This is a genomic window from Nocardia sp. NPDC055050, from assembly GCF_053608345.1.
Window position 1 is genome coordinate 88215 of the sequence record NZ_JBSGVG010000025.1, and the last position, 21498, is coordinate 109712.

The 21498-nt window shown below is 67.2% G+C and carries 22 protein-coding genes; 12 read left to right on the forward strand and 10 right to left on the reverse strand.

Annotation, left to right across the window (positions count from 1 at the left end; genetic code table 11):
• The first annotated feature begins 23 nt into the window (after positions 1-23).
• On the forward strand, positions 24-263 hold the full coding sequence (locus ACWGCN_RS24000) for a type II toxin-antitoxin system Phd/YefM family antitoxin (RefSeq protein ID WP_378990641.1): 240 nt from the start codon (positions 24-26) through the stop codon (positions 261-263).
• Positions 260-649 carry a type II toxin-antitoxin system death-on-curing family toxin gene (locus ACWGCN_RS24005; protein ID WP_379315298.1) on the forward strand — a complete coding sequence of 130 codons (390 nt, stop codon included), beginning with the start codon at positions 260-262 and terminating at the stop codon, positions 647-649. Before ACWGCN_RS24000 ends, ACWGCN_RS24005 begins: the two co-directional genes overlap by 4 nt.
• 79 nt (positions 650-728) lie before the next feature.
• On the opposite strand, the gene ACWGCN_RS24010 is transcribed toward ACWGCN_RS24005, so the two are convergent.
• On the reverse strand, positions 729-1313 hold the full coding sequence (locus tag ACWGCN_RS24010; RefSeq protein WP_378990644.1) for a TetR/AcrR family transcriptional regulator: 585 nt from the start codon (positions 1311-1313) through the stop codon (positions 729-731).
• Between the two features lie 99 nt (positions 1314-1412).
• On the opposite strand from ACWGCN_RS24010, the gene ACWGCN_RS24015 reads away from it, so the two are divergent.
• Positions 1413-2591, forward strand: a complete 1179-nt coding sequence (locus ACWGCN_RS24015; RefSeq protein ID WP_452459887.1) for an FAD-dependent oxidoreductase — start codon at positions 1413-1415, stop codon at positions 2589-2591.
• Between the two features lie 90 nt (positions 2592-2681).
• Here the strand turns inward: ACWGCN_RS24015 and ACWGCN_RS24020 are convergent, their stop codons facing one another.
• Positions 2682-4325, reverse strand: coding sequence for an acyl-CoA synthetase (locus tag ACWGCN_RS24020; RefSeq protein ID WP_378990646.1), 1644 nt, complete (start codon positions 4323-4325; stop codon positions 2682-2684).
• A gap of 61 nt (positions 4326-4386) precedes the next feature.
• Here ACWGCN_RS24020 and ACWGCN_RS24025 point away from each other — a divergent pair, with 61 nt between their 5' ends.
• Complete coding sequence (locus tag ACWGCN_RS24025; RefSeq protein ID WP_378913823.1) at positions 4387-5169, forward strand: crotonase/enoyl-CoA hydratase family protein; 783 nt, start codon at positions 4387-4389, stop codon at positions 5167-5169.
• Between the two features lie 51 nt (positions 5170-5220).
• On the opposite strand, the gene ACWGCN_RS24030 is transcribed toward ACWGCN_RS24025, so the two are convergent.
• Positions 5221-5637, reverse strand: a complete 417-nt coding sequence (locus ACWGCN_RS24030; RefSeq protein WP_378990648.1) for a VOC family protein — start codon at positions 5635-5637, stop codon at positions 5221-5223.
• A gap of 150 nt (positions 5638-5787) precedes the next feature.
• Here ACWGCN_RS24030 and ACWGCN_RS24035 point away from each other — a divergent pair, with 150 nt between their 5' ends.
• The gene (locus tag ACWGCN_RS24035) at positions 5788-6786 is read left to right on the forward strand and encodes a sigma-70 family RNA polymerase sigma factor (protein ID WP_378990649.1); all 999 of its coding nucleotides are present in this window, start codon (positions 5788-5790) and stop codon (positions 6784-6786) included.
• Between the two features lie 13 nt (positions 6787-6799).
• Here the strand turns inward: ACWGCN_RS24035 and ACWGCN_RS24040 are convergent, their stop codons facing one another.
• Positions 6800-8332 carry an acyl-CoA synthetase gene (locus tag ACWGCN_RS24040; protein ID WP_378631673.1) on the reverse strand — a complete coding sequence of 511 codons (1533 nt, stop codon included), beginning with the start codon at positions 8330-8332 and terminating at the stop codon, positions 6800-6802.
• 21 nt (positions 8333-8353) lie between these two features.
• The gene (locus ACWGCN_RS24045; protein WP_378658154.1) at positions 8354-9391 is read right to left on the reverse strand and encodes an LLM class F420-dependent oxidoreductase; all 1038 of its coding nucleotides are present in this window, start codon (positions 9389-9391) and stop codon (positions 8354-8356) included.
• Positions 9392-9451: 60 nt separating this feature from the next.
• Between ACWGCN_RS24045 and ACWGCN_RS24050 the strand changes: the two genes are divergently transcribed.
• Genes ACWGCN_RS24050 through ACWGCN_RS24070 form a run of 5 tightly spaced genes read left to right on the forward strand, consistent with a single transcriptional unit; the run spans position 9452 to position 13925 of the window.
• A complete protein-coding gene (locus tag ACWGCN_RS24050; RefSeq protein WP_378990650.1) occupies positions 9452-10417 on the forward strand; it encodes a Zn-ribbon domain-containing OB-fold protein in 966 nt (321 codons plus the stop codon).
• A gap of 46 nt (positions 10418-10463) precedes the next feature.
• Positions 10464-11459 (forward strand): thiolase domain-containing protein, encoded by a 996-nt coding sequence (locus ACWGCN_RS24055; protein WP_378632448.1) that lies wholly within the window; start codon positions 10464-10466, stop codon positions 11457-11459.
• On the forward strand, positions 11456-12625 hold the full coding sequence (locus ACWGCN_RS24060) for a thiolase domain-containing protein (RefSeq protein ID WP_378631669.1): 1170 nt from the start codon (positions 11456-11458) through the stop codon (positions 12623-12625). The genes ACWGCN_RS24055 and ACWGCN_RS24060 overlap by 4 nt, the downstream gene beginning before the upstream one ends.
• Positions 12622-13512 carry a TIGR03619 family F420-dependent LLM class oxidoreductase gene (locus tag ACWGCN_RS24065; RefSeq protein WP_379313557.1) on the forward strand — a complete coding sequence of 297 codons (891 nt, stop codon included), beginning with the start codon at positions 12622-12624 and terminating at the stop codon, positions 13510-13512. Before ACWGCN_RS24060 ends, ACWGCN_RS24065 begins: the two co-directional genes overlap by 4 nt.
• Complete coding sequence (locus tag ACWGCN_RS24070; protein WP_378990652.1) at positions 13509-13925, forward strand: nuclear transport factor 2 family protein; 417 nt, start codon at positions 13509-13511, stop codon at positions 13923-13925. The genes ACWGCN_RS24065 and ACWGCN_RS24070 overlap by 4 nt, the downstream gene beginning before the upstream one ends.
• 60 nt (positions 13926-13985) lie before the next feature.
• Here ACWGCN_RS24070 and ACWGCN_RS24075 read toward each other — a convergent pair whose 3' ends face one another.
• The gene (locus ACWGCN_RS24075; RefSeq protein WP_378990654.1) at positions 13986-15275 is read right to left on the reverse strand and encodes a cytochrome P450; all 1290 of its coding nucleotides are present in this window, start codon (positions 15273-15275) and stop codon (positions 13986-13988) included.
• 132 nt (positions 15276-15407) lie between these two features.
• Between ACWGCN_RS24075 and ACWGCN_RS24080 the strand changes: the two genes are divergently transcribed.
• Both ACWGCN_RS24080 and ACWGCN_RS24085 read left to right on the forward strand, forming a co-directional pair.
• Entirely contained in the window at positions 15408-16571 is a 1164-nt protein-coding gene (locus ACWGCN_RS24080) for a steroid 3-ketoacyl-CoA thiolase (RefSeq protein WP_378990655.1), read from the forward strand.
• Positions 16572-16936: 365 nt separating this feature from the next.
• Positions 16937-17353, forward strand: coding sequence for a helix-turn-helix domain-containing protein (locus ACWGCN_RS24085; protein ID WP_019044759.1), 417 nt, complete (start codon positions 16937-16939; stop codon positions 17351-17353).
• A 129-nt stretch (positions 17354-17482) separates the two neighbouring features.
• Here ACWGCN_RS24085 and ACWGCN_RS24090 read toward each other — a convergent pair whose 3' ends face one another.
• From ACWGCN_RS24090 to ACWGCN_RS24105, 4 genes are all read right to left on the reverse strand, one after another.
• Positions 17483-18517, reverse strand: coding sequence for a hypothetical protein (locus ACWGCN_RS24090; protein WP_452459886.1), 1035 nt, complete (start codon positions 18515-18517; stop codon positions 17483-17485).
• Positions 18514-19029 (reverse strand): ImmA/IrrE family metallo-endopeptidase, encoded by a 516-nt coding sequence (locus ACWGCN_RS24095; RefSeq protein WP_378631659.1) that lies wholly within the window; start codon positions 19027-19029, stop codon positions 18514-18516. Before ACWGCN_RS24095 ends, ACWGCN_RS24090 begins: the two co-directional genes overlap by 4 nt.
• An 11-nt stretch (positions 19030-19040) precedes the next feature.
• A complete protein-coding gene (locus ACWGCN_RS24100) occupies positions 19041-20273 on the reverse strand; it encodes a hypothetical protein (RefSeq protein ID WP_452459885.1) in 1233 nt (410 codons plus the stop codon).
• 202 nt (positions 20274-20475) lie between these two features.
• Positions 20476-21387 (reverse strand): SDR family oxidoreductase, encoded by a 912-nt coding sequence (locus ACWGCN_RS24105; protein ID WP_452459884.1) that lies wholly within the window; start codon positions 21385-21387, stop codon positions 20476-20478.
• Between the last annotated feature and the right edge of the window lie 111 nt (positions 21388-21498).

Here is a 21498-nt window from a genome sequence, read left to right on the forward strand (position 1 = left end):
GGCCAAGATGTACAATTCAAAGCATGACTGCAGCCCCCTCGCCCGAGAACTGGGAACTCCCGGTAAGTGAAGCCAGGGAGCGCCTCGCCGAGGTGATTGCGGCCGCCGAGAGCGGCACCGTCGTGCACTTGACCCGTCATGGCCGCCGCGTAGCGGCCGTGGTGCCGGATTCGATGGCCGAGACCGCAAACAGCCAAGTCCGCGCACTATCGCGACAATTCGCCGAGCGTCACAGGAGCCTGCTCGACAGGCTCGCCGAGTGAGCGAAGCGGAGATCTACTACCTCACGGTCGCCGACCTGCGAGCAATCGCCGAGGATGTGGCAGGGCCGTACGTCGTACGCGACGCGGGACTGCTCGCCTCGGCGGCCGCGCGCCCGGCAACCACCGTGTTCGGGACCGACGCCTACCCAGGCATCTGGGAGAAGTCCGCAGCGCTCCTGCATTCGATCGCAGCCAACCACCCACTCGTCGACGGCAACAAGCGTCTTGCCATCGCTGGCGCGATCGTCTTCCTGGCCTACAACGGCATCGACACGAGCTCTCTCGACGAAGACCTCACGTACAACCTCATGATCGACGTCGCCAGTGGCGCAGTGATCGATGTTCCCGAGATCGCATCCCGTCTCGCTACCGCTTTGAAGCACTGACCACCGGTTCTCACCGACTCTTGACGCCGTAGGCCGGCCGCGCCTCAAATGGCGTCGCAAGGCACCGATGCACTCCTGCCTACCGATGGAGATCCAACCCCGAAGTCAGGTAGCGCTGCAGGGTGGGGGCGAGGTCGGTGACGATCTGCTGTGGCGTAAGCGCGACTACCGGCGGCAGCCGCAGGACGTACCGACACAGGGCCAGGCCCAGGAGTTGAGTGACGATAAGCGCGGCACGACGCGGGGCGTCTGCGGGGGTGCCGAAGCGGAGGACGGCGGGCAGGACCTGGTCGGCGAAGATCTCACGGAAGCGGGCCGCGACCGCCTCGTCGGTGATCGAAGAGCGGAGCAGGATCAGCAGAACGGTGTTGTCGTTGCCCTCCCAGATCTCGAGGAAGCGGCGGATCATCAACTCGCCCATGGCGTTCGGGTCGGCGGCACTCAGGTCGGGGAGGTCCAGGTCGATCTGAGCGGCGGCGGCGAAGAGGCCGTCCTTGCTGCCGAAATAGCGCATCACCATCGAGGGATCGATCTCGGCGTCGGCGGCGATCGCGCGGATCGTGGCCTTGGCGTAGCCGTCGGCGGCGAAGCGGGCGCGAGCGGCCTCGAGAATGGCGGCCTTCGTCGCGTCGGAACGACGGGTGGGAATCTCCTGGTCAGGCATGTCAACAATTGTAGGCCAACAACTGTTGACTTTCATCCGTGAGCGGGTTTACCGTTATGCCTACAAGCGTTGGCAAACAAGCGTTGACCAGGAGTCGAAATGCCCGCCACCTCACTTCCCGAAGCCACCTCCGTCGTCATCGTCGGCGCGGGTCCCGCCGGGCTCACCGCCGCGATCGTGCTCGCCGAAGCCGGCGTCGACCATGTGCTCATCGATCGACTCGGCGAGGGCGCCAACACTTCTCGGGCCGCGGTGGTGCACGCCAGGACACTCGAGGTGCTCGACGGGCTCGGCATCACGAGCAAGCTCGTCGAACTCGGAATCCAGGTGCCCACCTTCAAGCTCCACGACGGCGCGAAGACGTTGGCCACCATCGAGTTCGGCGATCTCCCCACCGCCTTCCCGTACACGCTGATGGTGCCGCAGGACGTCACCGAGCAGGTGCTCCTGGACCGGTTGCACGAGCTGGGCGGCACGGTGCACCGGCCGCTCACCGTCACCCGGGTCAGCGACGAGAACGACAGCGTCACTGTCGAATACGTCGACGAGAACGACCAGCGCGGCGAGATCGAGGCCGACTATGTCATCGGCGCCGACGGCATGCACAGCGTCGTGCGCGAGCAAGCGGGCATCGGCTTCACGGGCGATACCTACCCCGCCTCCTTCGTCCTCGCCGACGTCCGCATGAGCTGGCCTACCCCGCGTTCGGAAGTGTCGCTGCACCTCTCCCCCGAAGGCGTCACCGTGGTCGCGCCCCTTCCCGACGACGCGCACAACCGCTACCGCGTCGTCGCCACCGTCGACGACGCCCCGGAACACCCCACCCGCACCGATATCCAGACCCTGCTGAACACCCGCGGCCCAGCGGGCGAGATCCACGTGGACGAGGTGCTGTGGAGCTCCCGATTCCGGGTCCACCACCGCGTAGCCGACCAGTACCGCGCAGGCCGCGTCCTCCTCGCGGGCGACGCCGCCCACGTCCACAGCCCCGCAGGCGGCCAGGGCATGAACACCGGCATCCAGGACGCGGCACTCCTGGGCTCTCTGCTGGCGAAAGTCGACGCAGGCGAACCGGATTCGATTCTCGACACCTACGAAACCACCCGCAGGCCCATCGCACTCGACGTCGTCGCCTTCACCCACCGCATGACCTCGATGGCGACCCTCCAGTCCGCCCCGGCACGCACCGCCCGCAACACCGCCTTCCGCCTGCTCACCCGCATCCCCGCGGTCCGCGCCAAGCTGGCCTACCAACTCTCCGAACTCGGCAACCGCTGACCGGAACCCGTTTCCCCACCACCGATTCCGAACACGACGAAAGCCCGCCCGGCGACGCTGCCGGGCGGGCTTGTTCGTATCGTGCGGGTACTACGCCGAGCCCGCCTCCGCGTGCTCGTCCGCAGGCCGCTCATCGGTCTGCGACTTGGCCCATCGGTAGTCCGGCTTGCCCGCGGGCGAGCGCTTGATCTCGTCGACGAACCACAGGCTGCGTGGCTGCTTGTACGACGCGATCTCCTGGGCCAGTACCGGTTTCAGGTCGGCCAGGGTGGGGCGGTTCTCGCCACGACACTGGACGACGGCGACGACTCGCTGGCCCCAGCGGGCGTCCTCGACCCCGACCACCAGCGCGTCGAAGATCTCGGGGTGCGCCTTGAGGGCGCCCTCCACCTCTTCGGGGTAGATCTTCTCGCCACCGCTGTTGATGCTCACCGAACCACGGCCGAGCATGGTGACCGAGCCGTCCTCCTCGACGCGCGCGTAGTCGCCGGGGATCGCGAAGCGAACGCCGTTGAACTCCTTGAACGTCGCGGCCGACTTGACCTCGTCCTTGTAGTAACCGAGCGGGATGTGCCCGCTGCGCGCCAGCAGGCCGACGACGCCGGAACCCGGTTCGACCGGATTGCCTTCCTCGTCGAGCACCTGGGTGGCCGCGTCGATCTTCACCCGGGGACCACCGGTGTGGGTGGCGCCCTTGGCGACCAGGGAGAGTCCACCGAAACCGGTCTCCGAGGAACCGATGGAGTCGGAGATCATCCGGTTGGGCAGCACCTCGAGGAACTTGTCCTTGAGCGACGGCGAGAACAGCGCCGCACTGCTGGCCAGCACGTACAGGGTCGAAAGATCGTAGGGCTCACCGGTTTCCGGGTTGCCTTCGGCCAGCGCGTCGAGCATCGGGCGCGCCATCGCGTCGCCGGTGATGAAGATCAGGTTGATGCCGTGCTTGTCGACGGCCTGCCACACTCCGTGCCCGCTGAACTCGGGAATCATCACGGCCTTGCCACCGCCGAACAGGCTGTGGAAGGTGGCCCACTGCGAGCCGCCGTGGATCATCGGCGGAATCGGGAAGCGCACCATCTGCGGGTTGGCCGCGCCGACCTTGGCCAGCTCCCACTCGTCCTTGGTGTACTCGCCGGTGACGAAGTTGATGCCGGCGCCGAGCACCCGCCAGACATCCTCGTGCCGCCACATCACGCCCTTGGGCAGGCCGGTGGTGCCGCCGGTGTAGAGCATGTAGATGTCGTCGGGCGAGCGCTCCCCGAAGTCACGTTCACCCGACGAATCGGCCAAGGCCGCTTCGTACTCCACAGTGTCCGCGCCGGTGGGCCCATCGGTGCCGTCCTCGACGACGATCACCGTCTTCAGGGCGGGCACCTTCTCCCGAACCGCCGCCACCTTGTCGGTGTAGCGGCGCTCGTGGATCAGCGCGACCATGTCGGAGTTGTCGAAGATGTGCAGTAACTCGTTCTCGACGTAGCGGAAGTTGACGTTGATCATCACCGCCCGCGCCTTGAAGACGGCCACCATCGCTTCGACGGCCTCGACGGTGTTCCTGGAATAGATTCCGACTTTGTCGCCGGGACGCACACCCTGTTCCAGCAGGTAGTGGGCCAACTTGTTGGCCCGCTCCTCCAGTTCGGCGTAGGTCGACTCTCGATGTTCGCCGACCAGCACGATCCGGTCGGGCATCAAGTCGACGGCATGTTCGACGAGATCGGCTATGTTGTAGCTCACAAGGACAAAAATAGAACGTGTTACTGTTTCTGACAAGACTCAACTTGTCAGGAGTACGAAAATGGCCCACTGCCTGGTCGAGAAACGCGACCATGTCCTCATCGTCACCATGAACCGCCCCGAGGCGCGCAACGCCCTCTCCGGCGAGATGATGGCGATCATGCGCGACGCCTGGGACCAGGTGGACAGCGATCCCGACATCCGCGTCGCGATCCTCACCGGTGCGGGCGGGGCCTTCTGCGCGGGAATGGATCTGAAGGCGATGAGCTCGCAGCATCCCGGGGACACCGCCTCCTCCGGCAGTTGGGACCCCGCCTACCTCCCCGCGCTGCTGAAGGGACGGCGACTGGCCAAGCCGCTGATCGCGGCCGTCGAGGGCCCCGCTATCGCCGGTGGCACCGAGATCCTGCAGGGCACCGACCTGCGCGTGGCCGGGGAAAGCGCGAAGTTCGGCGTTTCCGAGGCCCGCTGGGGCCTGTTCCCGCTGGGTGGTTCCGCGGTGCGTCTGGCCCGGCAGATCCCGTACACGGTGGCCGCTGATCTGCTGCTGACCGGTCGGCACATCACCGCTGCCGAGGCCAAGGAGATCGGCCTGATCGGACACGTCGTCCCCGACGGAACCGCCCTCGACAAGGCCATGGCACTGGCAGGCCAGATCGCCGACAACGGCCCGCTCGCCGTCCAGGCGATGCTGCGCACCCTGCGTGAAACCGAGGCCATGCCGGAGAACGAGGCGTTTCCCATCGAGGCGAAGATCGGCATCGAGGTGTTCCGATCAGCCGACGCCAAGGAAGGGCCGCGAGCCTTCGCCGAGAAGCGCAAGCCGAACTTCACCGGCTCCTGACACGCCGCCGGGCGCCGGGCTCGGTGCCCGGCGGCCTGATGGCGGTGGGGCCTACGCGCCCGGGTAGTTCATGTAGAACGGCTCCCACTGGTGGCCGTCGGGGTCGAGGAAGGTGCGGCCGTGCATGCCGACCTGGGCCTCCTGGGCGCGCTTGTCCTCGTTGGTCTGCTCGGTGGCGCCCGCGGCGACTGCGGCGTCGGTCAGCGCGTCGACCTCCTCGGCGCTGGCCAGCGACAGCGCGTACCCGGCGGCGGCGGTGTTGATGGTGTCGGCGATCGGACGCGTGCTGAAGGTCGAGAAGAACGGCTTGGTCAGCAGCATCAGGCAGATGTTGTCGTCGATGACGATGCACGACGCGTTCTGATCGGTGAAATCCTCGTTGACCTTCCAGCCCAGCGCCTCGTAGAAGCTCTTCGAGCGGTCGAGGTCGGCGACGGGGAGGTTGATGAAGATCATCTTGTTGCTCATGGGATTCAGCCTTTCGGGGCGTCGTTGCGGTCTCGAACATGTAGACGTGGCGGTCGACGCGGATTCATCGCAGCGGCGCGAAGTTCGCGAAATCGCGATAGTCCGTTTTCGCCTCTGTCGGCTGTCGGACCCCTGTGGCATCGTGAAACTATGAGCGACGCCACAACCGCCACCACCGGCCCCGATCCCGCTGTACTCGCCGAATTCGAGACGCATCGGCGCGAGTTGTGCGCGTATGCCTACCGGATGCTCGGGTCCTCCTTCGAGGCCGAAGACGCAGTGCAGGAAACCTTTACCCGCGCCTGGCGCTCCTACGATTCCTTCGAGGGCCGCGCGAGCCTGCGCTCGTGGCTCTACAAGATCGCCACCAATATCTGTCTGGACATGCTCGACCGTCCCCAGAGTCGTGCCAGACCGATGGATCTCAACGGGCCGGGCCGCCCGGATTCCCCGCTGCCCATGCCCCAGCCCGACTACGTGTGGATCGAGCCGATCCCGAACGCGCTGGCCTTCGGCGCAGACCCGGCCGACCACGCCTCCACCAGGGACACGCTGCGCCTGGCGTTCGTCGCGGCCTGCCAGCACCTGCCCGCCACTCAGCGCGCGATCCTGATCATGCGCGAGGTGCTGCGCTTCTCCGCGGGTGAGACCGCCGAGGCGCTGATGATGTCGCCGGCGTCGGTGAACAGCGCGCTGCAGCGGGCCAGGGCCACCATGTCGAAGGTGCAGCCGACCGTGTCCGACAGCTTCGACGAGACCGATCCGGATCAGCGCAAACTGATCGACGATTTCGTCAAGGCGTTCGAGGCCTACGACATGGACGCGCTCACCACCCTGCTCAAAGCCGATGTGGCGCTGTCGATGCCGCCGTTCGATCTCTGGATCTCGGGCCCGGAGAACGTGGCCGCGTTCATGCTCAGCACGGGCAGCGCGTGCCGCAATTCGCGGATGGTGCCGCTGGTCGGCGCCAACGGTTCGCCCGCCTTCGGCCACTACAAGCCGAGCGAGGAGCCCGGCGTCTGGGTGCCGTGGTCGATCACGGTGCTCGAACTCGAGGGCGACACCATCGCCGGCCTCAACTTCTTCCTCGACACCCAGCGCCTGTTCCCGCTCTTCGGGCTCGAGCCGGAGTGGCGCGAGCCCGTCTGAGCGGGAACGAAATTCAGAGCAGGCGGCGCTTGTACAGCTTCCCGTTGGGATCGCGGGGCAGCTCCGCACGGTATTCCACCGTGCGGGGCAGCTTGTACTTCGCGAGCTGGCTCGCGGCGAATTCGAGGATGTCGGTGGTGAGTTCGTCGCTGCCCTCGGTGCCGGGCACCGGTTGCACGAACGCCTTCACCTGCTGACCCCAATCCGGGTCGGGCACACCGAGAACCGCCACATCGGCGATCTTCGGGTGGCTCATCAGCACGCCCTCGATCTCGGCCGGGTAGATGTTCACCCCACCGGACAGGATCAGATCCGAACGCCGGTCGCAGAGGAACAGGTAACCGTCGGCGTCGAAGTAGCCGATGTCGCCGACGGTGAACATCTCACCGACGCGCGACTCCTCGGTCTTCTCCTTGGCCTTGTGGTACTCGAAGCTGGATGCGCCCATCTTCATGTAGATCAGGCCCTCTTTGCCCGCGGGCAGTTCGGTGCCGTCCTGCTCGTCGAGCACCTTCACCACCGACCACGGCCACGCCTTGCCCACCGAGCCCGGCTTTTCCAGCCACTCGGCGCCGGTGATCACCGTGCCGCCGCCTTCGGTCGCGGCGTAGTACTCGGTGACGACCGGTCCCCACCACTCGAGCATGCGTCGCTTGGTGTCCGGCGGGCACGGCGCCGCACCGTGGATCATGCTGCGCAGCGAGGACATGTCGTAGCGGGCCCGCACCTCGTCGGGCAGGGCCAGCAGCCGGTTGAACTGGGTGGGCACCATGTGACTGTGGGTGACCTTGTACTTCTCGATCAGCGCGAGCATGCCTTCGGCGTCCCAGCGATCCATCAGCACGAGCTTGTGCCCCATCTGGATCGAGATCGTCGAGTTGTTCAGCACGGCCGTGTGATAGAGCGGCGAACCGCAGATGTGCACGTGATCGTCGTAGGGACCGAGGCCGAACAGGCTGAAGTAGGCCTGGTTCGCCGCGGGAACGACATCGGGATCCGCACCGGTCAGCGGGCGGCGAACGCCCTTGGGCCGACCGGTGGTGCCCGAGGTGTAGAGCATCGGCGCGCCGATGGACCGCTCGTCCGGACGACCGGTGTCGGCGGCGCCGAGCCAGGACACCGGCCGGAAGCCGGGGATGGTGCCCGCCGAGAAACGGGCGTCGGCGGACAGTTCCGCGAGGTCGGCGGCCTCGGCTGCGGTGTCGGCGAACCGCTCACTGGCCAGGAACGCCGACGCCTCGCTGTCGCCGAGGATGTAGGCGATCTCCGGCGCGGTGAGGTGCCAGTTCACCGCGACGATATAGAAACCGGCTTGGTAGGCGGCGAAGTACGCGGCGATGGCCTCGACCCCGTTGTGCAGCATGCTGACCACCACGTCGCCGGTGCGCAATCCGATGCCGCGTAGCCCGTTGGCGTACCGGTTGGCGAGGGTGGCCAATTCTCGATAGCTGATCTCTCTACCGTCCGGGTCGACGAGGGCGATCCGTTCGGGATCGGCCTCGGCGATATTCCACAGTCCGAGGACTTCCGTTGTCTGCTGGCTCACCCCTCGAATTTAGAACGTGTTCTACATGGTGACAAGGGGTTGGAGCCGACGCATTTGTTCGGCATCCGAGACCGAGATCAGCATCATCGTCACGCCCGCGTCCTCCCATTCCTTCAACCGGGAGCGGACATGGGCCTCGTCGCCGAAGATCGCGGTGTCGGTGATCAGCTCGTCGGGCACCGCCGCCGCGGCCTCGGCCTTGCGTCCCGCCTGGAACAGTGCGGAGATCTCGTCGACCTCGGCGGCGTAGCCCATCCGCTTGTACACCTGAGCATGGAAGTTCAGCTCGGGCGCGCCCATGCCGCCGATGTAGAGCGCGCTCACCCACCGCATCCGCTCGATCTCGCCGGCCGGATCGTCGGTGATCACCACCTGCGCACTCGCCGCGATCTCGAAGTCGTCGCGCGAACGGCGCGCGCCCGGCCGCGCGAAGCCCTCGTCGAGCCACTCGTTGTACATCCCGGCCAGTCGGGGTGCGTAGTAGATCGCGAGCCAGCCGTCGGCGATCTCAGCGGTCTGTGCGACGTTCTTCGGACCCTCCGCACCCAGCCAGATCGGCAGATCGGCGCGCAGCGGATGCACGATCGGCTTGAGCGGTTTGCCGAGCCCGGTCGCTGCGGGACCCGTGTAGGGCAGACCGTAGTGCTTGCCGTCCGACGTCACCGGCGCCTCGCGGGCCAGCACCTTGCGCACGATGTCGACGTACTCGCGCGTGCGCCGCAGCGGCTGCGCGAAGGGCTGTCCGTACCAGCCCTCCACCACCTGCGGTCCGGAGACGCCGAGGCCGAGAACGGCCCGGCCGCCGCTGAGGTGATCCAGCGTGAGCGCGTGCATCGCGGCCGCCGCAGGAGTGCGGGCCGACATTTGCGCGACCGAGGTGCCCAGCCGCACGCGCTCGGTGGACGACCCCCACCAGGCCAGCGGGGTGAAGGCGTCCGAGCCCCACGACTCGGCCGCGAACACCGCGTCGAAGCCGGTTTCCTCGGCCGCGACCACCAGCTCGCCTGCGTTGGCGGGCGGCTGCGCGCCCCAGTATCCGAGTTGCAATCCGAATTTCATGATCGGCGCCCTTTCGGCGAATCCTTGCGAGCAGAATAAGAACCTGTTCTACTCGATATCGTGACCCAGGGGAATACCGCAGTGGAAGTATTGAGTGCACCCCTGAGGGTGCGATTCGACTACACCAGGTCCGTCGGACCCATCATCGGCGCATTTCTGACCGGACTGCGCGAACGCCGGATACTCGGCGCGCGCGGCAGCGACGGGCGAATACTCGTGCCACCGCCCGAATACGATCCACACACCAGCGCGGCGCTGGCCGAACTGGTCGAGGTCGCGGCGACCGGCACCGTCACGTCCTGGACGTGGGTGTCCGAGCCGTTGCCCGGCCAGCCGTTCGACCGACCGTTCGCATGGGCGCTGATCCAGCTCGACGGCGCCGACACGGCGTTGCTGCATGCCCTGGACGTGACCGACCCAGGACAACTCAGCACCGGAATGCGGGTCAGTGCCCGCTGGGCCGACGAGCGCACCGGCCGCATCCAGGACATCGCCTGCTTCGAACCCGGCGAGCGCACCAGCCCCGCCGACTACTCCGAACAAACACCGATCACCATCCTGACCACGCCCGTCGACCTCGACTACAAGCACACGGCCTCTCCGCAGGAGAGCGTCTATCTGCGCGGGCTGGCCGAAGGCAAGCTCATCGGCGGCCGCTCCGAAGCGGGCGGGCGGGTGTACTTCCCGCCGCGCGGCGCCAACCCGACCGACGGCAGACCCACCGACGATCTGGTCGAGCTGTCCGACAAGGGCACGGTGACCACCTTCTGCATCGTCAACGTGCCGTTCCTCGGCCAGCGGATCAAGCCGCCGTACGTGGCCGCCTATGTGCTCCTCGACGGCGCCGACATCCCGGTCCTGCACCTGATCCTCGGCTGCGAGGCCGACGAGGTGCGGATGGGCATGCAGGTCGAGGCGGTGTGGAAACCCCGCGAGGAGTGGGGCCACACGCTGGCCAATATCGACCACTTCCGGCCCACCGGGGAGCCCGACGCTCCCTACGAGTCCTACCAGCACCACCTCTAGAGAGGCGACGTTGACCACATCAGCATCCTCCGGCAGCGACGCGAGCCTGCCCGAGATCGCGGTGGTGGGCTTCGCCCACGCACCACACGTACCCGAAACCCACGGCACCACCAACGGCGTCGAGATGCTCGTGCCGTGCTTCCAGCAGCTCTACGCCGATCTCGGCATCACCAAGTCCGATATCGACTTCTGGTGCTCGGGGTCCTCCGACTTCCTCGCTGGACGCGCGTTCTCGTTCATCTCGGCGATCGATGCGATCGGCGCCGTCCCGCCGATCAACGAATCGCACGTGGAGATGGACGCCGCGTGGGCCCTCTACGAAGCGTGGGTGAAGCTGCGTTCCGGACAGGCGCAGACCGCACTCGTGTACGGCTTCGGCAAGTCGTCGGCAGGCACGCTGCGCCAGGTGCTGACCATGCAGCTCGACCCCTACCTGGTCGCGCCGATGTGGCCCGACGCGGTCTCGATCGCGGGTCTGCAGGCACGTGCCGGCCTGGACTCCGGCCGGTGGACCGAGCAGGACATGGCGGCGGTCGCGGGCGGTGACCTCGGCGCACCCTACGTAGCCGACCCGCTGCGCGCCCACGACATCGCACCGATCACCGACGGCGCGGCCGCGATCGTGCTCGCGGTCGGCGATCGCGCGCGCGAGCTCTGCGAGCGGCCCGCGTGGATCACCGGAATCGCGCACAACATCGACGCCCAGGCGCTCGGCGGTCGCGACCTGACCCGCTCCCCCTCCACCACCAAGGCGGCCGCGGTGGCGACCGGCGGCAACACCACCTTCGACGTCGCCGAGCTGCACGCGCCGTTCAGTCACCAGCAGTTGATCCTCGCGGAAGCGATCGGGCTGTCCGCGGACACCCGGATCAATCCCTCCGGTGGCGCCCTCGCCGCCAATCCGATGTTCGCCGCGGGTCTCGAACGAATCGGCAGCGCCGCCCAAGCCATCATGTCCGGCACCGCGAACCGGACCCTCGCTCATGCGACCAGCGGCCCTGCGCTGCAACAGAATCTGGTCGCCGTCATGGAGGTCAAGTGAGCTTCCCCGCAGCGGTGCTCGGCACCGGCCAAACCCATCACGTGACAAAACGTACGGACGTGTCCATGTCGGGCATGTGCCGTGAGGCCATCGATCGCGCACTCGATGACGCGGGTCTGACCATCGCCGACATCGACGCTGTCGTCGTCGGCAAGGCCCCCGACTTCTTCGAGGGCGTCATGATGCCCGAGCTGTACATGGCCGAGGCGCTCGGTGCGGCGGGCAAGCCGTTGATCCGCGTGCACACCGCGGGCTCGGTCGGCGGCTCGACCGGCGTCGTCGCCGCCAACCTGGTGCAGGGTGGGGTGCACAAGCGCGTCCTCGCCATCGCCTGGGAGAAGCAGTCGGAGTCGAATGCCATGTGGGCGTTGTCGATTCCGGTGCCGTTCACCATGCCGGTCGGCGCGGGCGCGGGCGGCTACTTCGCCCCCCACGTGCGCTCCTACATCCGTCGCTCGAACGCGCCACTGCACATCGGCGCCATGGTGGCGGTGAAGGATCGACGCAACGGCGCGAAGAACCCGCTCGCGCACCTGCATCAGCCCGACATCACGCTCGAGTCGGTGCTGGCCTCCCAAATGCTCTGGGATCCCATCCGTTTCGATGAGACCTGCCCGTCGTCGGACGGCGCGTGCGCCGTGGTGATCGGCGATGCCGAGGCCGCCGCGGTGGTCGAAGCCGAGGGCAAGAAGGTGGCCTGGGTACACGGCACCGCGATGCGCACCGAGCCGACCACCTTCTCCGGTCGCGACCAGGTGAATCCGCAGGCGGGCCGGGACGCGGCCACGGCCCTGTGGAAATCGGCCGGGATCACCGATCCCCTGGAAGAGATCGACGTCGCCGAGATCTACGTGCCGTTCTCCTGGTTCGAGCCGATGTGGCTCGAGAATCTCGGCTTCGCGGCCGAGGGCGACGGCTGGAAGCTCACCGACAAGGGCGAGACGGAGATCGGCGGGCGCATTCCGGTGAACCCGTCGGGCGGCGTCCTCTCGTCCAACCCGATCGGCGCCTCCGGCCTGATCCGGTTCGCCGAAGCGGCCAAGCAGGTGATGGGCCGCGCGGGCGCGTACCAGGTACCGAACGCACGCAAGGCCCTCGGCCATGCGTACGGCGGTGGCTCCCAGTACTTTTCGATGTGGGTCGTGGGAAGCGAGCGTCCGGCATGAAATTCACCCTCGGTGTCGCACTGAGCCCCTTGGATCAGCTCACCGAGCTGGCCAAGACGGCCGAAGAATGCGGGTTCACCTCCATCGGCCTGCCCGATTCGCTGTTCTACATGAAGTCACAGGCCGCCGACTACCCGTACACCCCGGACGGCAGCCGCTTCTGGGGGCCGGAGACTCCGTGGGTGGATCCGCTGATCGCCGCCGCGTCCATGGCCGCGGTCACCACGAACCTGCGCTTCTACACCAATGTCCTCAAGCTCGGCTCGCGCAATCCGCTGCTGCTGGCCCGACAGGTCGGCTCGATCGCCAACCTGTCGGGCAACCGGTTCGGGTTCGGCATCGGGATCGGCTGGGCACCTGAGGAATTCGAATGGTGCGGTGTCCCGTACGCGCGTCGCGGCGCCAGAGTCGACGAGATGATCGAGGTCATCCGGCTCGTCCTCGACGGCGGCATGGTCGAATTCCACGGCGAGTTCTTCGATTTCGACCAGCTGCAGATGAGCCCCGCGCCGAGCGAGCGGGTGCCGTTCTACATCGGCGGCCACACCGGCCCGGCGCTGCGCCGGGCCGCCCGCATCGGTGACGGCTGGACCTCGGCGATGATGAAGTTCGACGACCTGGTCACCACCATCGGCACGCTGCGCGACCTGCGTGCCGAATACGGCCGGTCCGAGGAGCCCTTCGAGATCCAGTCCGTCTGCATCGACAAGTTCGGCCGCGACGGCTATCAGGACCTGGCCGACGCGGGCGTCACCGACAACATCGTCGTGCCGTGGCTGGCCGACGGCATCGGGTTCGACGGCGAGCTGGCGGCCAAGCAGGACTCGCTGCGCAAGTTCGCCGAGAAGTACATCGCCGACCCCATCATCGCGAAGGTGCAGCCATGACCACCATCGAACGCACCGCCCGTGCCGCGGGCCTGGCATCTCAGGCCGCGGTCAGGGCGAAGGACCGGGCGGCCTGGGTCGCCCTGTTCGCCGAGGACGGCATCGTCGAAGATCCCGTCGGTCCTTCGGGTTTCGATCCGGAGGGCGTCGGCCACCGCGGCCACGAGGCCATCGGCGCCTTCTGGGACAAGGCCATCGCCCTGACCGAATCCATCGAATTCCGCTTCGAGGACTCCTTCGCCTGCGGGAACGAAATCGCCTTCACCGGCCTGATCCGCACCACCATGGCCGGCCACGTCATCGACGCCGAGGGCGTGTTCACCTACAAGGTCGATGCCGACGGGAAGATCGCCGCTTTGCGCGCGTTCTGGGAAGTGGACCGCGCGGTCGCGACCACGCGTCCCGTCGTCTAGCAGTAAACGCGAGAACAGCCCGGGACCTTTCGGTCTCGGGCTGTTCTCGTTGTCAGCGACTCAGTGCGCGACGGGGCAGCCGGCGGGCTTGTAGTCGACCGGCAGCTCCTTGATCCCATTGAGCCAACCCGAACGCAGCCGCTTCGGATCACCGATTTGCGTGATATCGGGCAGATGATCAGCAATCGCGTTGAAGATCAGATCGACCTCGAGCCGAGCCAGGTTCGCGCCGACGCAGAAGTGGGCGCCGGTGCCACCGAAGGCCAGGTGCTGGTTGTCGGCGCGGGTGATGTCGAACGTCTCCGGGTTCTCGAACACGTCCTCGTCGAAGTTTGCCGAGCGGTACAGCATCACGAGCCGCTGGCCCTTCTTGATCTGCACGCCGCCGAGTTCGGTGTCCTCGAGCGCGGTGCGCTGGAAGGAGGTCACCGGGGTGGCCCAGCGGATGATCTCGTCCGCCGCGGTGGCGGGGCGCTCCTTCTTGAACAACTCCCACTGGTCGGGGTTCTCCATGAAGGCGATCATGCCGTGGGTGATGGCATTGCGGGTCGTCTCGTTGCCGGCGACGGCCAGAACGATCACGAAGAAGCCGAATTCCTCCGGCGTGAGGTGCTCGCCGTCGACGTCGGCCTCGATCAGCGTGGTCACCAGATCGTCGGCCGGACAGGCCTTCCTGGCTTCGGCCATCTGGTAGGCGTAGCCGAGGATCTCCATCGACGCGGCGACCGGATCGGCGGTGCTGTCGGGATCGTCGTAGCTGGTCATGTCGTTGGACCAGTCGAAGACCTTCATCCGGTCCTCCTGCGGCACACCGATCAGTTCGGCGATCGCCTGCAGCGGCAGCTCACACGCCACCTGGGTGACGAAGTCACCGCTGCCGGACTCGAGGGCTCGCTTCACAATGCCTTCGGCACGGGCCGAGAGTTCGGCGCGCAGGCCGTTGATCGCGCGCGGGGTGAAGCCCTTGGCGATCAGCTTGCGCAGCTTGGTGTGCTCGGGGGCGTCCTTGTTCAACAGGACGAAGCGCTGCAGTTCGATCTGCTCGCGCTGGATGTCGTCGTTGAAGCGCGGGATCGCGGTGTTCTCGAAGGTGGAGAACACATCGCTGCGGCGCGACACCTCTTTGACGTCGGCGTGCTTACTCACCACCCAGAAGCCGTCGTCATGGAACCCGCCCACCTCGGGCGACTGCGGGTTCCACCAGATCGGGGCCGTACGACGCAGTTCGGCGAACTCCTCGGCCGGAATCCGCTCGGCGTAGATCGCCGGGTCGGTAACGTCGAACCCGTCCGGCAGGTTCGGCCGGGCACCCGTCACGGGGCCGGCGTGTGCGGTGCTCGGATCTACCACCAGATGTCTCCTTCGACAAACTGAAACACGTTCTATAATCATTCAAGCATAGCGGTCGCCGCGACGGAAGAACCTCGCGGTTTTACCCTGAGCTCAAGATCAGAACCTGTTGCAGTTATAAGGGAGAATCACATGGGCACACCCGTGATCGTCGAGGCCGTGCGGACCCCCATCGGCAAACGTCGAGGGCAACTTTCGGGACTGCACGCCGCCGAATTGCTCGGCCTGGCCCAGCGCGGACTACTCGACCGGGCGGGTCTCGACCCGGCCGAGGTCGAGCAGGTCATCGGCGGCTGCGTCACCCAGGCGGGCGAGCAATCCAACAACGTCACCCGCGTCGCCTGGCTGCACGCGGGCCTGCCGTGGCAGACCGGCGCGACCACGATCGACGCCCAGTGCGGCTCGGCCCAGCAGGCCAACCACCTCATCGCGGGCCTCATCGCCACCGGCGCGATCGACGTCGGCGTCGCGTGCGGCGTCGAGGCGATGAGCCGGGTGCCGCTCGGCGCCAATGTCGGCACCGAGGCGGGGCCGCGACGGCCCGCGTCGTGGTCGATCGATCTGCCCGACCAGTTCGGCGCCGCCGAGCGCATCGCCCGCAGGCGCGGGATCACCCGGTCCGATATCGACGAATTCGGTTTGCGCTCCCAGCAATTGGCGGCCAAGGCGTGGGCCGAGGGCCGCTACGACCGCGAGGTACTTCCGGTCTCGGCGCCGGTACTCGATGGCGAGGGCGTGGCCACCGGCGAAAAGGTGGAGGTCGCCCGCGATCAGGGTCTGCGGGCGACCACCCGCGAAGGGCTGGCGGCACTGAAGCCGGTCGTGGCCGACGGCATCCACACCGCGGGCACCTCGTCGCAGATCTCCGACGGCGCCGCCGCCGTGCTGCTGATGGACGAAACCGTCGCGCGCCGAAAGGGTTTGCGTCCGCGCGCCCGGATTCACACCCAGGTACTCGTCGGCGCCGAACCGGAGTTCCATCTGGACGGTCCGGTGCAGGCGTGCACCCGACTGCTCGAGCGCTCCGGAATGACGATTGGCGATATCGATCTATTCGAGATCAACGAAGCATTCGCGTCGGTCGCACTTTCGTGGGCTGCCGTACATCAACCTGACATGGAACGGGTAAATGTCAACGGCGGCGCGATCGCAATCGGGCATCCTGTGGGCTCTACCGGCTCCCGATTGATCACGACCGCGTTACACGAACTCGAACGCACAGGTCAGGGCACTGCCATGGTGCTGATGTGCGCCGGCGGCGCACTGGCGACGGGCACCATCATCGAGCGCCTGTAGACTGGCCCTTACCGAAACCGGGCGCCCAGGTTGAACATTCATCCCAGGGCGCCCGGAACGTGTCGTACGCCACAAAGTCACGGGGGGCAGGGGGATCATGAGATGTCAGCTATCTTTGGGCTATCATGGGGGCATGGTGGAAGAACCCCGCGACGGGCACGAACCCGGGCACCCCAGCGCTCCACAAGAGTCGTTGGCGCGACCCGCAAACGCGACCGCCGCCGCCCCTGCACGCAGGTGAGCGTCGGAAATCGTAGAGAAATCCCCAATCAGGCGTAGGTTTTCAGTTACTGAGCCGCTAATATCAATGATACGTATCCGAGATAACGACTGTTAGTACAGTGAAGGGAATTGGGCGGCTCACAATGGCTGATTTCGCGGCGCGGCTGAACAAGCTGTTCGAAACCGTGCATCCCCCGGGGCGCAAGCCGCACACCAACGCAGAGGTTGCGGCTGCGCTGACTGCCTCCGGGCATCCGATCTCGAAGCCGTATCTCTCGCAGTTGCGGTCGGGACAACGAACGAATCCGTCCGACGAGACGGTGGCCGCCCTGGCGAAGTTCTTCAAGGTCAAGCCTGACTACTTCTTCAACGATATCTACGCGGCCAAGATCGATCACGACCTGGAGCTGCTCGCGCAGCTGCAGGGTTATGGACTTCGTCGACTGTCGAGTAGGGCATTCGACCTGTCCGAAGAATCACAGAATCTGCTCACCTCGATGGCGGAGAAGCTACGGGCCAGCGAAGGCTTGCCCGAAATTCCTCCGGACGGAACAGAATAGGATCCACGCAGCGGCCGGCCTGACGCACCTGATGGTGTCCTGGGTACGGCCGTAAATAGGTCGGATACGCAGACAACGGGCCTGAGACGGTGTAAATCACCAGCTCAGGCCCGTTTTCTGCGTATCGACCTAGGTCGAGGAAGCGGCGTTCTGCGGTGCCGTCTTCGCGTCGGCCACCGCGTACTCGTACTGATTCGACAGCGCCAGCACCCAGCCGCGGGGACTGATGCCGGGCGGCGGTGCGATCCATCGCGCGTCGACAAACAAGTCCCCCAACGGATTTCGCGCCCACTCGGCCACCACCGCGGCCCGCTGCGGCACCGAACTCGGCGGCTCACCGGCCGCCGGGATCACGATGCCGCTGCCGGAGAGCAGATACAGCGCGTCCATCACCTGTGCCATGTGATCGGAAGCCTTGAGCTGGGCCGAGGTGGCGTTCTGTTCGGGCGCGACCACCTCGGGGAACCGGCCGACCATCAACTGGTGCAGCGGACGGATCTTGCGCAGCAGGAGCTTGGCCCGCCACCACAGCTCGATCACGATCGACACGGCACCGAGCGCGATCAGCAGCGCCGCGATCTCCCACGCGGCCCAGCCCCACAGCGGTTCGTTGGGCGGCGTCGGCGCGGCATTCCGGAACGCGCGGCCCACATTGGCGACCGCGAGCACCGCGACCATCGCGGTGCCCGTGATGTAGATGGCGATGCCACGACCGAGAATCGTCCAGTCCAGGTTGCGCAGACCGGTGGTGACGATGAACACCGCGCCGAGCGCGACGGCGATCCAGCCGAAGGTGAACGACCACGCCAGGGTGATCGCGATCGCCACCGCGCCGATGCCGTACACGACCATCGCGACCTGGCGCAGGTTGCGCCGCGAGACCACCGGCCACGCCGCCGAGGCCACCACCGAGGTGGCCGTGGTGAACAGGATCCAGGCGGAGATCACGAGACCGGTGGACAGCCAGCCGCTGTGCACACCGCCCTTCATCAGGTTGTCGATGGCAACAGCCATCTCGGGTATGGCGACGGTGACCGCGAGTGCCACGGCGGCGACCGCGACGACGATGGCCACGCGGGCGGTCGTCGCGGGCTTCACCAGCACGCGACCCACTCGCGCACCCGCGGCAACCCAGACCAGCAGGGCTGTCAACCAGAGTGTCATCCGAGTGCCTCATCGAATCGAAGGACCGAGACGCCTGCGCCCCGGTTGCTGAATACGCGCAGGCGCGTCATGAGCATGGCCGCGAAGGTCTCGGCTTCCCATTCGGCGAGATCGTCGGCGCCGTCGTCGACGATCTGCGCGTGGGCGCGCTGGCTGAGCATGTAGGCGATCAGATCGTCGCTGACCTCGAGGGTCGTCTCCACCGCGGGCGCGCCCTCGTGGTCGAAGACGATGTGGCCGAGTTCGTGGGCGAGGGTGTGATCGCGACTCGGGAGAGCGTCGGCGAGCACGATGATGTCGCGTTCGGGGTAGAACCGGCGCTGACCGCACACGCCGGGGCCGAGGTTCGCGCTGGTGATCTCGATTTCGCGTTTGCGCTCCAGCGAGATGGCATGGACCACCTCGTCGAGGCTGGTGGCGTCGGAGTCGGCGGCCACCGCGCACACCGCGTCGACGGCGGCGGCGACGCGGCGATAGGACCGGGAGGTGCTCTGGGTCTTGCTCTTACTCATCGAAGATCCCCTCACGACCTCGGTCCGAAGAACTCGGCACGCGCCGCGTTCACCCGTGCTTGGGCTGCCGCGGCACCTTGGAAACTCACTGCGCCCGAACCGGTTCCGGCCAGTGTGAGCGCTATCAGGCCGCCGATCACCGACAGGAGTTCGGGTTCGGGCAGGCCGCTGTTGTCACTGGTCGGCTTGAACTCGTGGTTCGGCTTGGCCGCCGGTGCCGGTGCCGCCGCGGCGGGTGGTGCGGCGGGGGCCGGAGCCTCGGCCGCCGGTGGTGCGGCGGCTGGAATGGGTACTGCCACAGCGATATTCGGGACACCGGGGACCGCGGGAGTGGGTGGGATCGCGATCGACGGAAGCGCCGGAACGGCCGGGACCGAAGGGATCGGGATCAGCAACAACAGCAGGGGCGAGGCCGAGCCGACCGCCGCCGAACCGACAGCGGCGGAACCGACAGCGGCCGAGCCCGCACCCGCGGAACCTACCGCGGCGGAACCGGCGGCAGCGGAACCCACTGCGGCAGAACCTGTTCCGAGGACAGCGGAGCCCGCGCCGAGGGCGGCCGAACCGGTACCCGCGGCGGCCGAGCCGACTGCGGCCGAGCCGGTACCGAGTACCGCCGCGGCACCGGCCGAACCCGTGCCGAGTACCGCCGCGGCACCGGCCGAACCCGTGCCGAGCACTGCGGCGGCGCCTGCCGAGCCGGTGCCGAGGACGGCGGCCACGCCAGCGGAACCGGTACCGAGAACCACCCCGAGACCTGCCGAACCGGTCCCGAGCAGCACTCCGAGCCCCGCGGAACCGGTACCGAGGACCACGCCCGCGGCGGCCGAGCCCGCGGCGGCCGATCCGGAGAGCGGGCCCGCGACTTCTTTCTTGGGAACGTCAGCGCTGGACTGGCCGGGGATGGTGAGCGGGGTCCATTCGCCTTCACCGGCGACCGGGGCGCCCGCCTGCGGAGCAACCGGGTCGGTACCGGGAGCCGGGTTGGTCGCCTGACCGTTGCCGTTGCCTTGGTTCTGCCCCTGACCGGGCAGGCTGAGCTCATCGGGCTTGGGAGTCGGGGTGCTCTGACCGCCGTTGCCACCGCTGCCGTTGCCCTGCCCCGAGCTTCCGCTGCCGGGGGCCTGCGCGGCAGGCGTCGGCGGCTTTTCCGGGGCGGCCATGGCGACCGCGGGCCCTAACAGCGCACAGCCGGCCAGCACACTCGCAGCGGCAAACACGCGCAACATGCGACCAATGGCCATGCGCTAGATCATCCCCTTAGTTATTCAGCGCAGAATTACCCCCGGTCGCGACACATTCCGGGATCGACGAACAGTAGCCCATAGTAAACCCACGGTCCCGGGACCGCAGAAGAGAGCAAGAGTCGTCCAGCCCCCTGGACGTGTGTGACATGCCATAAGTGCAGGCCGGGGACATTTCCCCGGCCGCACGCCTCAAAGTTTGCTATGCACCGTACACAGGCTCCGGCGGGGTGCTCTTCTCGATCAGTTCCTTGACGACCGGACCCAGTTCGGCGGGGTTCCAGCGAGCGCCGCGATCGACCGGGGTGCCGTGCATCCAGCCCTGCGCCAGCGCCACCTTTCCGCCTTCCACCTCGAACATCCAGCCGGTCACCCCGGCGGATTCGGTGCTGCCGAGCCACACCACCAGCGGTGAGACGTTCTCCGGAGCCATCGCGTCGAAGCCCGCATCAGGGGCGGACATGGTGTCGGCGAAGACCGTCTCGGTCATCCGGGTGCGGGCGGCGGGAGCGATGGCGTTCACGGTCACGCCGTAGCGCCCGAACTCGGCCGACGCGGTCAGTGTGAGACCCGCGATACCCGCCTTGGCGGCGCCGTAGTTGCCCTGGCCGACGCTGCCCTGCAGACCGGCGCCGGAGCTGGTGTTGATCACGCGGGCGTCCACCGGGCGGCCCGCCTTCGACTCGCCCCGCCAGTACTCGGCCGCGTGCCGCATGGTGGCGAAGTGGCCCTTGAGGTGCACGCGTACGACAGCGTCCCACTCGTCCTCGCCGAGGTTCACCAGCATGCGGTCACGCACGAAGCCCGCGTTGTTGACGAGCACGTCGAGGCCGCCGAAGGTGTCGACGGCCTGACGGATCAGGCGGCGGGCGCCTTCCCAATCGGCGACGTCGTCGTAGTTGGCGACGGCCTCGCCACCGGCCGCGACGATCTCGTCGACGACCTGCTGAGCGGGGGTTTCCGTGGTGGCTGCGCCGTCGAGCGCGGTGCCGACATCGTTGACCACCACGCGGGCGCCCGCCGCGGCGAAGGCCAGGGCGTGGGCGCGGCCTATTCCGCGGCCTGCGCCGGTGACGATTACGGTGCGGCCTGCGCAGATCACCTGGTCAGTCATGTGTAGCTCCTGTGTTTTTTGGCGGCTGGCGCCGCGGGATTTTCGGCCCTGAGGGCCTCGCATCCGAAGGGCGATACTGCGCCTTCGGCGTTCCGTCTCGCCCTTCGGATG

Bases quoted from the DNA above. Each gene is read 5' to 3' on its own strand.
- ACWGCN_RS24000 (WP_378990641.1), top strand. From the start codon at position 24: ATGACTGCAGCCCCCTCGCCCGAGAACTGGGAACTCCCGGTAAGTGAA.
- ACWGCN_RS24010 (WP_378990644.1), bottom strand. From the start codon at position 1,313: ATGCCTGACCAGGAGATTCCCACCCGTCGTTCCGACGCGACGAAGGCC.
- ACWGCN_RS24015 (WP_452459887.1), top strand. From the start codon at position 1,413: ATGCCCGCCACCTCACTTCCCGAAGCCACCTCCGTCGTCATCGTCGGC.
- ACWGCN_RS24025 (WP_378913823.1), top strand. From the start codon at position 4,387: ATGGCCCACTGCCTGGTCGAGAAACGCGACCATGTCCTCATCGTCACC.
- ACWGCN_RS24030 (WP_378990648.1), bottom strand. From the start codon at position 5,637: ATGAGCAACAAGATGATCTTCATCAACCTCCCCGTCGCCGACCTCGAC.
- ACWGCN_RS24035 (WP_378990649.1), top strand. From the start codon at position 5,788: ATGAGCGACGCCACAACCGCCACCACCGGCCCCGATCCCGCTGTACTC.
- ACWGCN_RS24045 (WP_378658154.1), bottom strand. From the start codon at position 9,391: ATGAAATTCGGATTGCAACTCGGATACTGGGGCGCGCAGCCGCCCGCC.
- ACWGCN_RS24065 (WP_379313557.1), top strand. From the start codon at position 12,622: ATGAAATTCACCCTCGGTGTCGCACTGAGCCCCTTGGATCAGCTCACC.
- ACWGCN_RS24070 (WP_378990652.1), top strand. From the start codon at position 13,509: ATGACCACCATCGAACGCACCGCCCGTGCCGCGGGCCTGGCATCTCAG.
- ACWGCN_RS24080 (WP_378990655.1), top strand. From the start codon at position 15,408: ATGGGCACACCCGTGATCGTCGAGGCCGTGCGGACCCCCATCGGCAAA.
- ACWGCN_RS24085 (WP_019044759.1), top strand. From the start codon at position 16,937: ATGGCTGATTTCGCGGCGCGGCTGAACAAGCTGTTCGAAACCGTGCAT.
- ACWGCN_RS24090 (WP_452459886.1), bottom strand. From the start codon at position 18,517: ATGACACTCTGGTTGACAGCCCTGCTGGTCTGGGTTGCCGCGGGTGCG.
- ACWGCN_RS24095 (WP_378631659.1), bottom strand. From the start codon at position 19,029: ATGAGTAAGAGCAAGACCCAGAGCACCTCCCGGTCCTATCGCCGCGTC.
- ACWGCN_RS24100 (WP_452459885.1), bottom strand. From the start codon at position 20,273: ATGGCCATTGGTCGCATGTTGCGCGTGTTTGCCGCTGCGAGTGTGCTG.
- ACWGCN_RS24105 (WP_452459884.1), bottom strand. From the start codon at position 21,387: ATGACTGACCAGGTGATCTGCGCAGGCCGCACCGTAATCGTCACCGGC.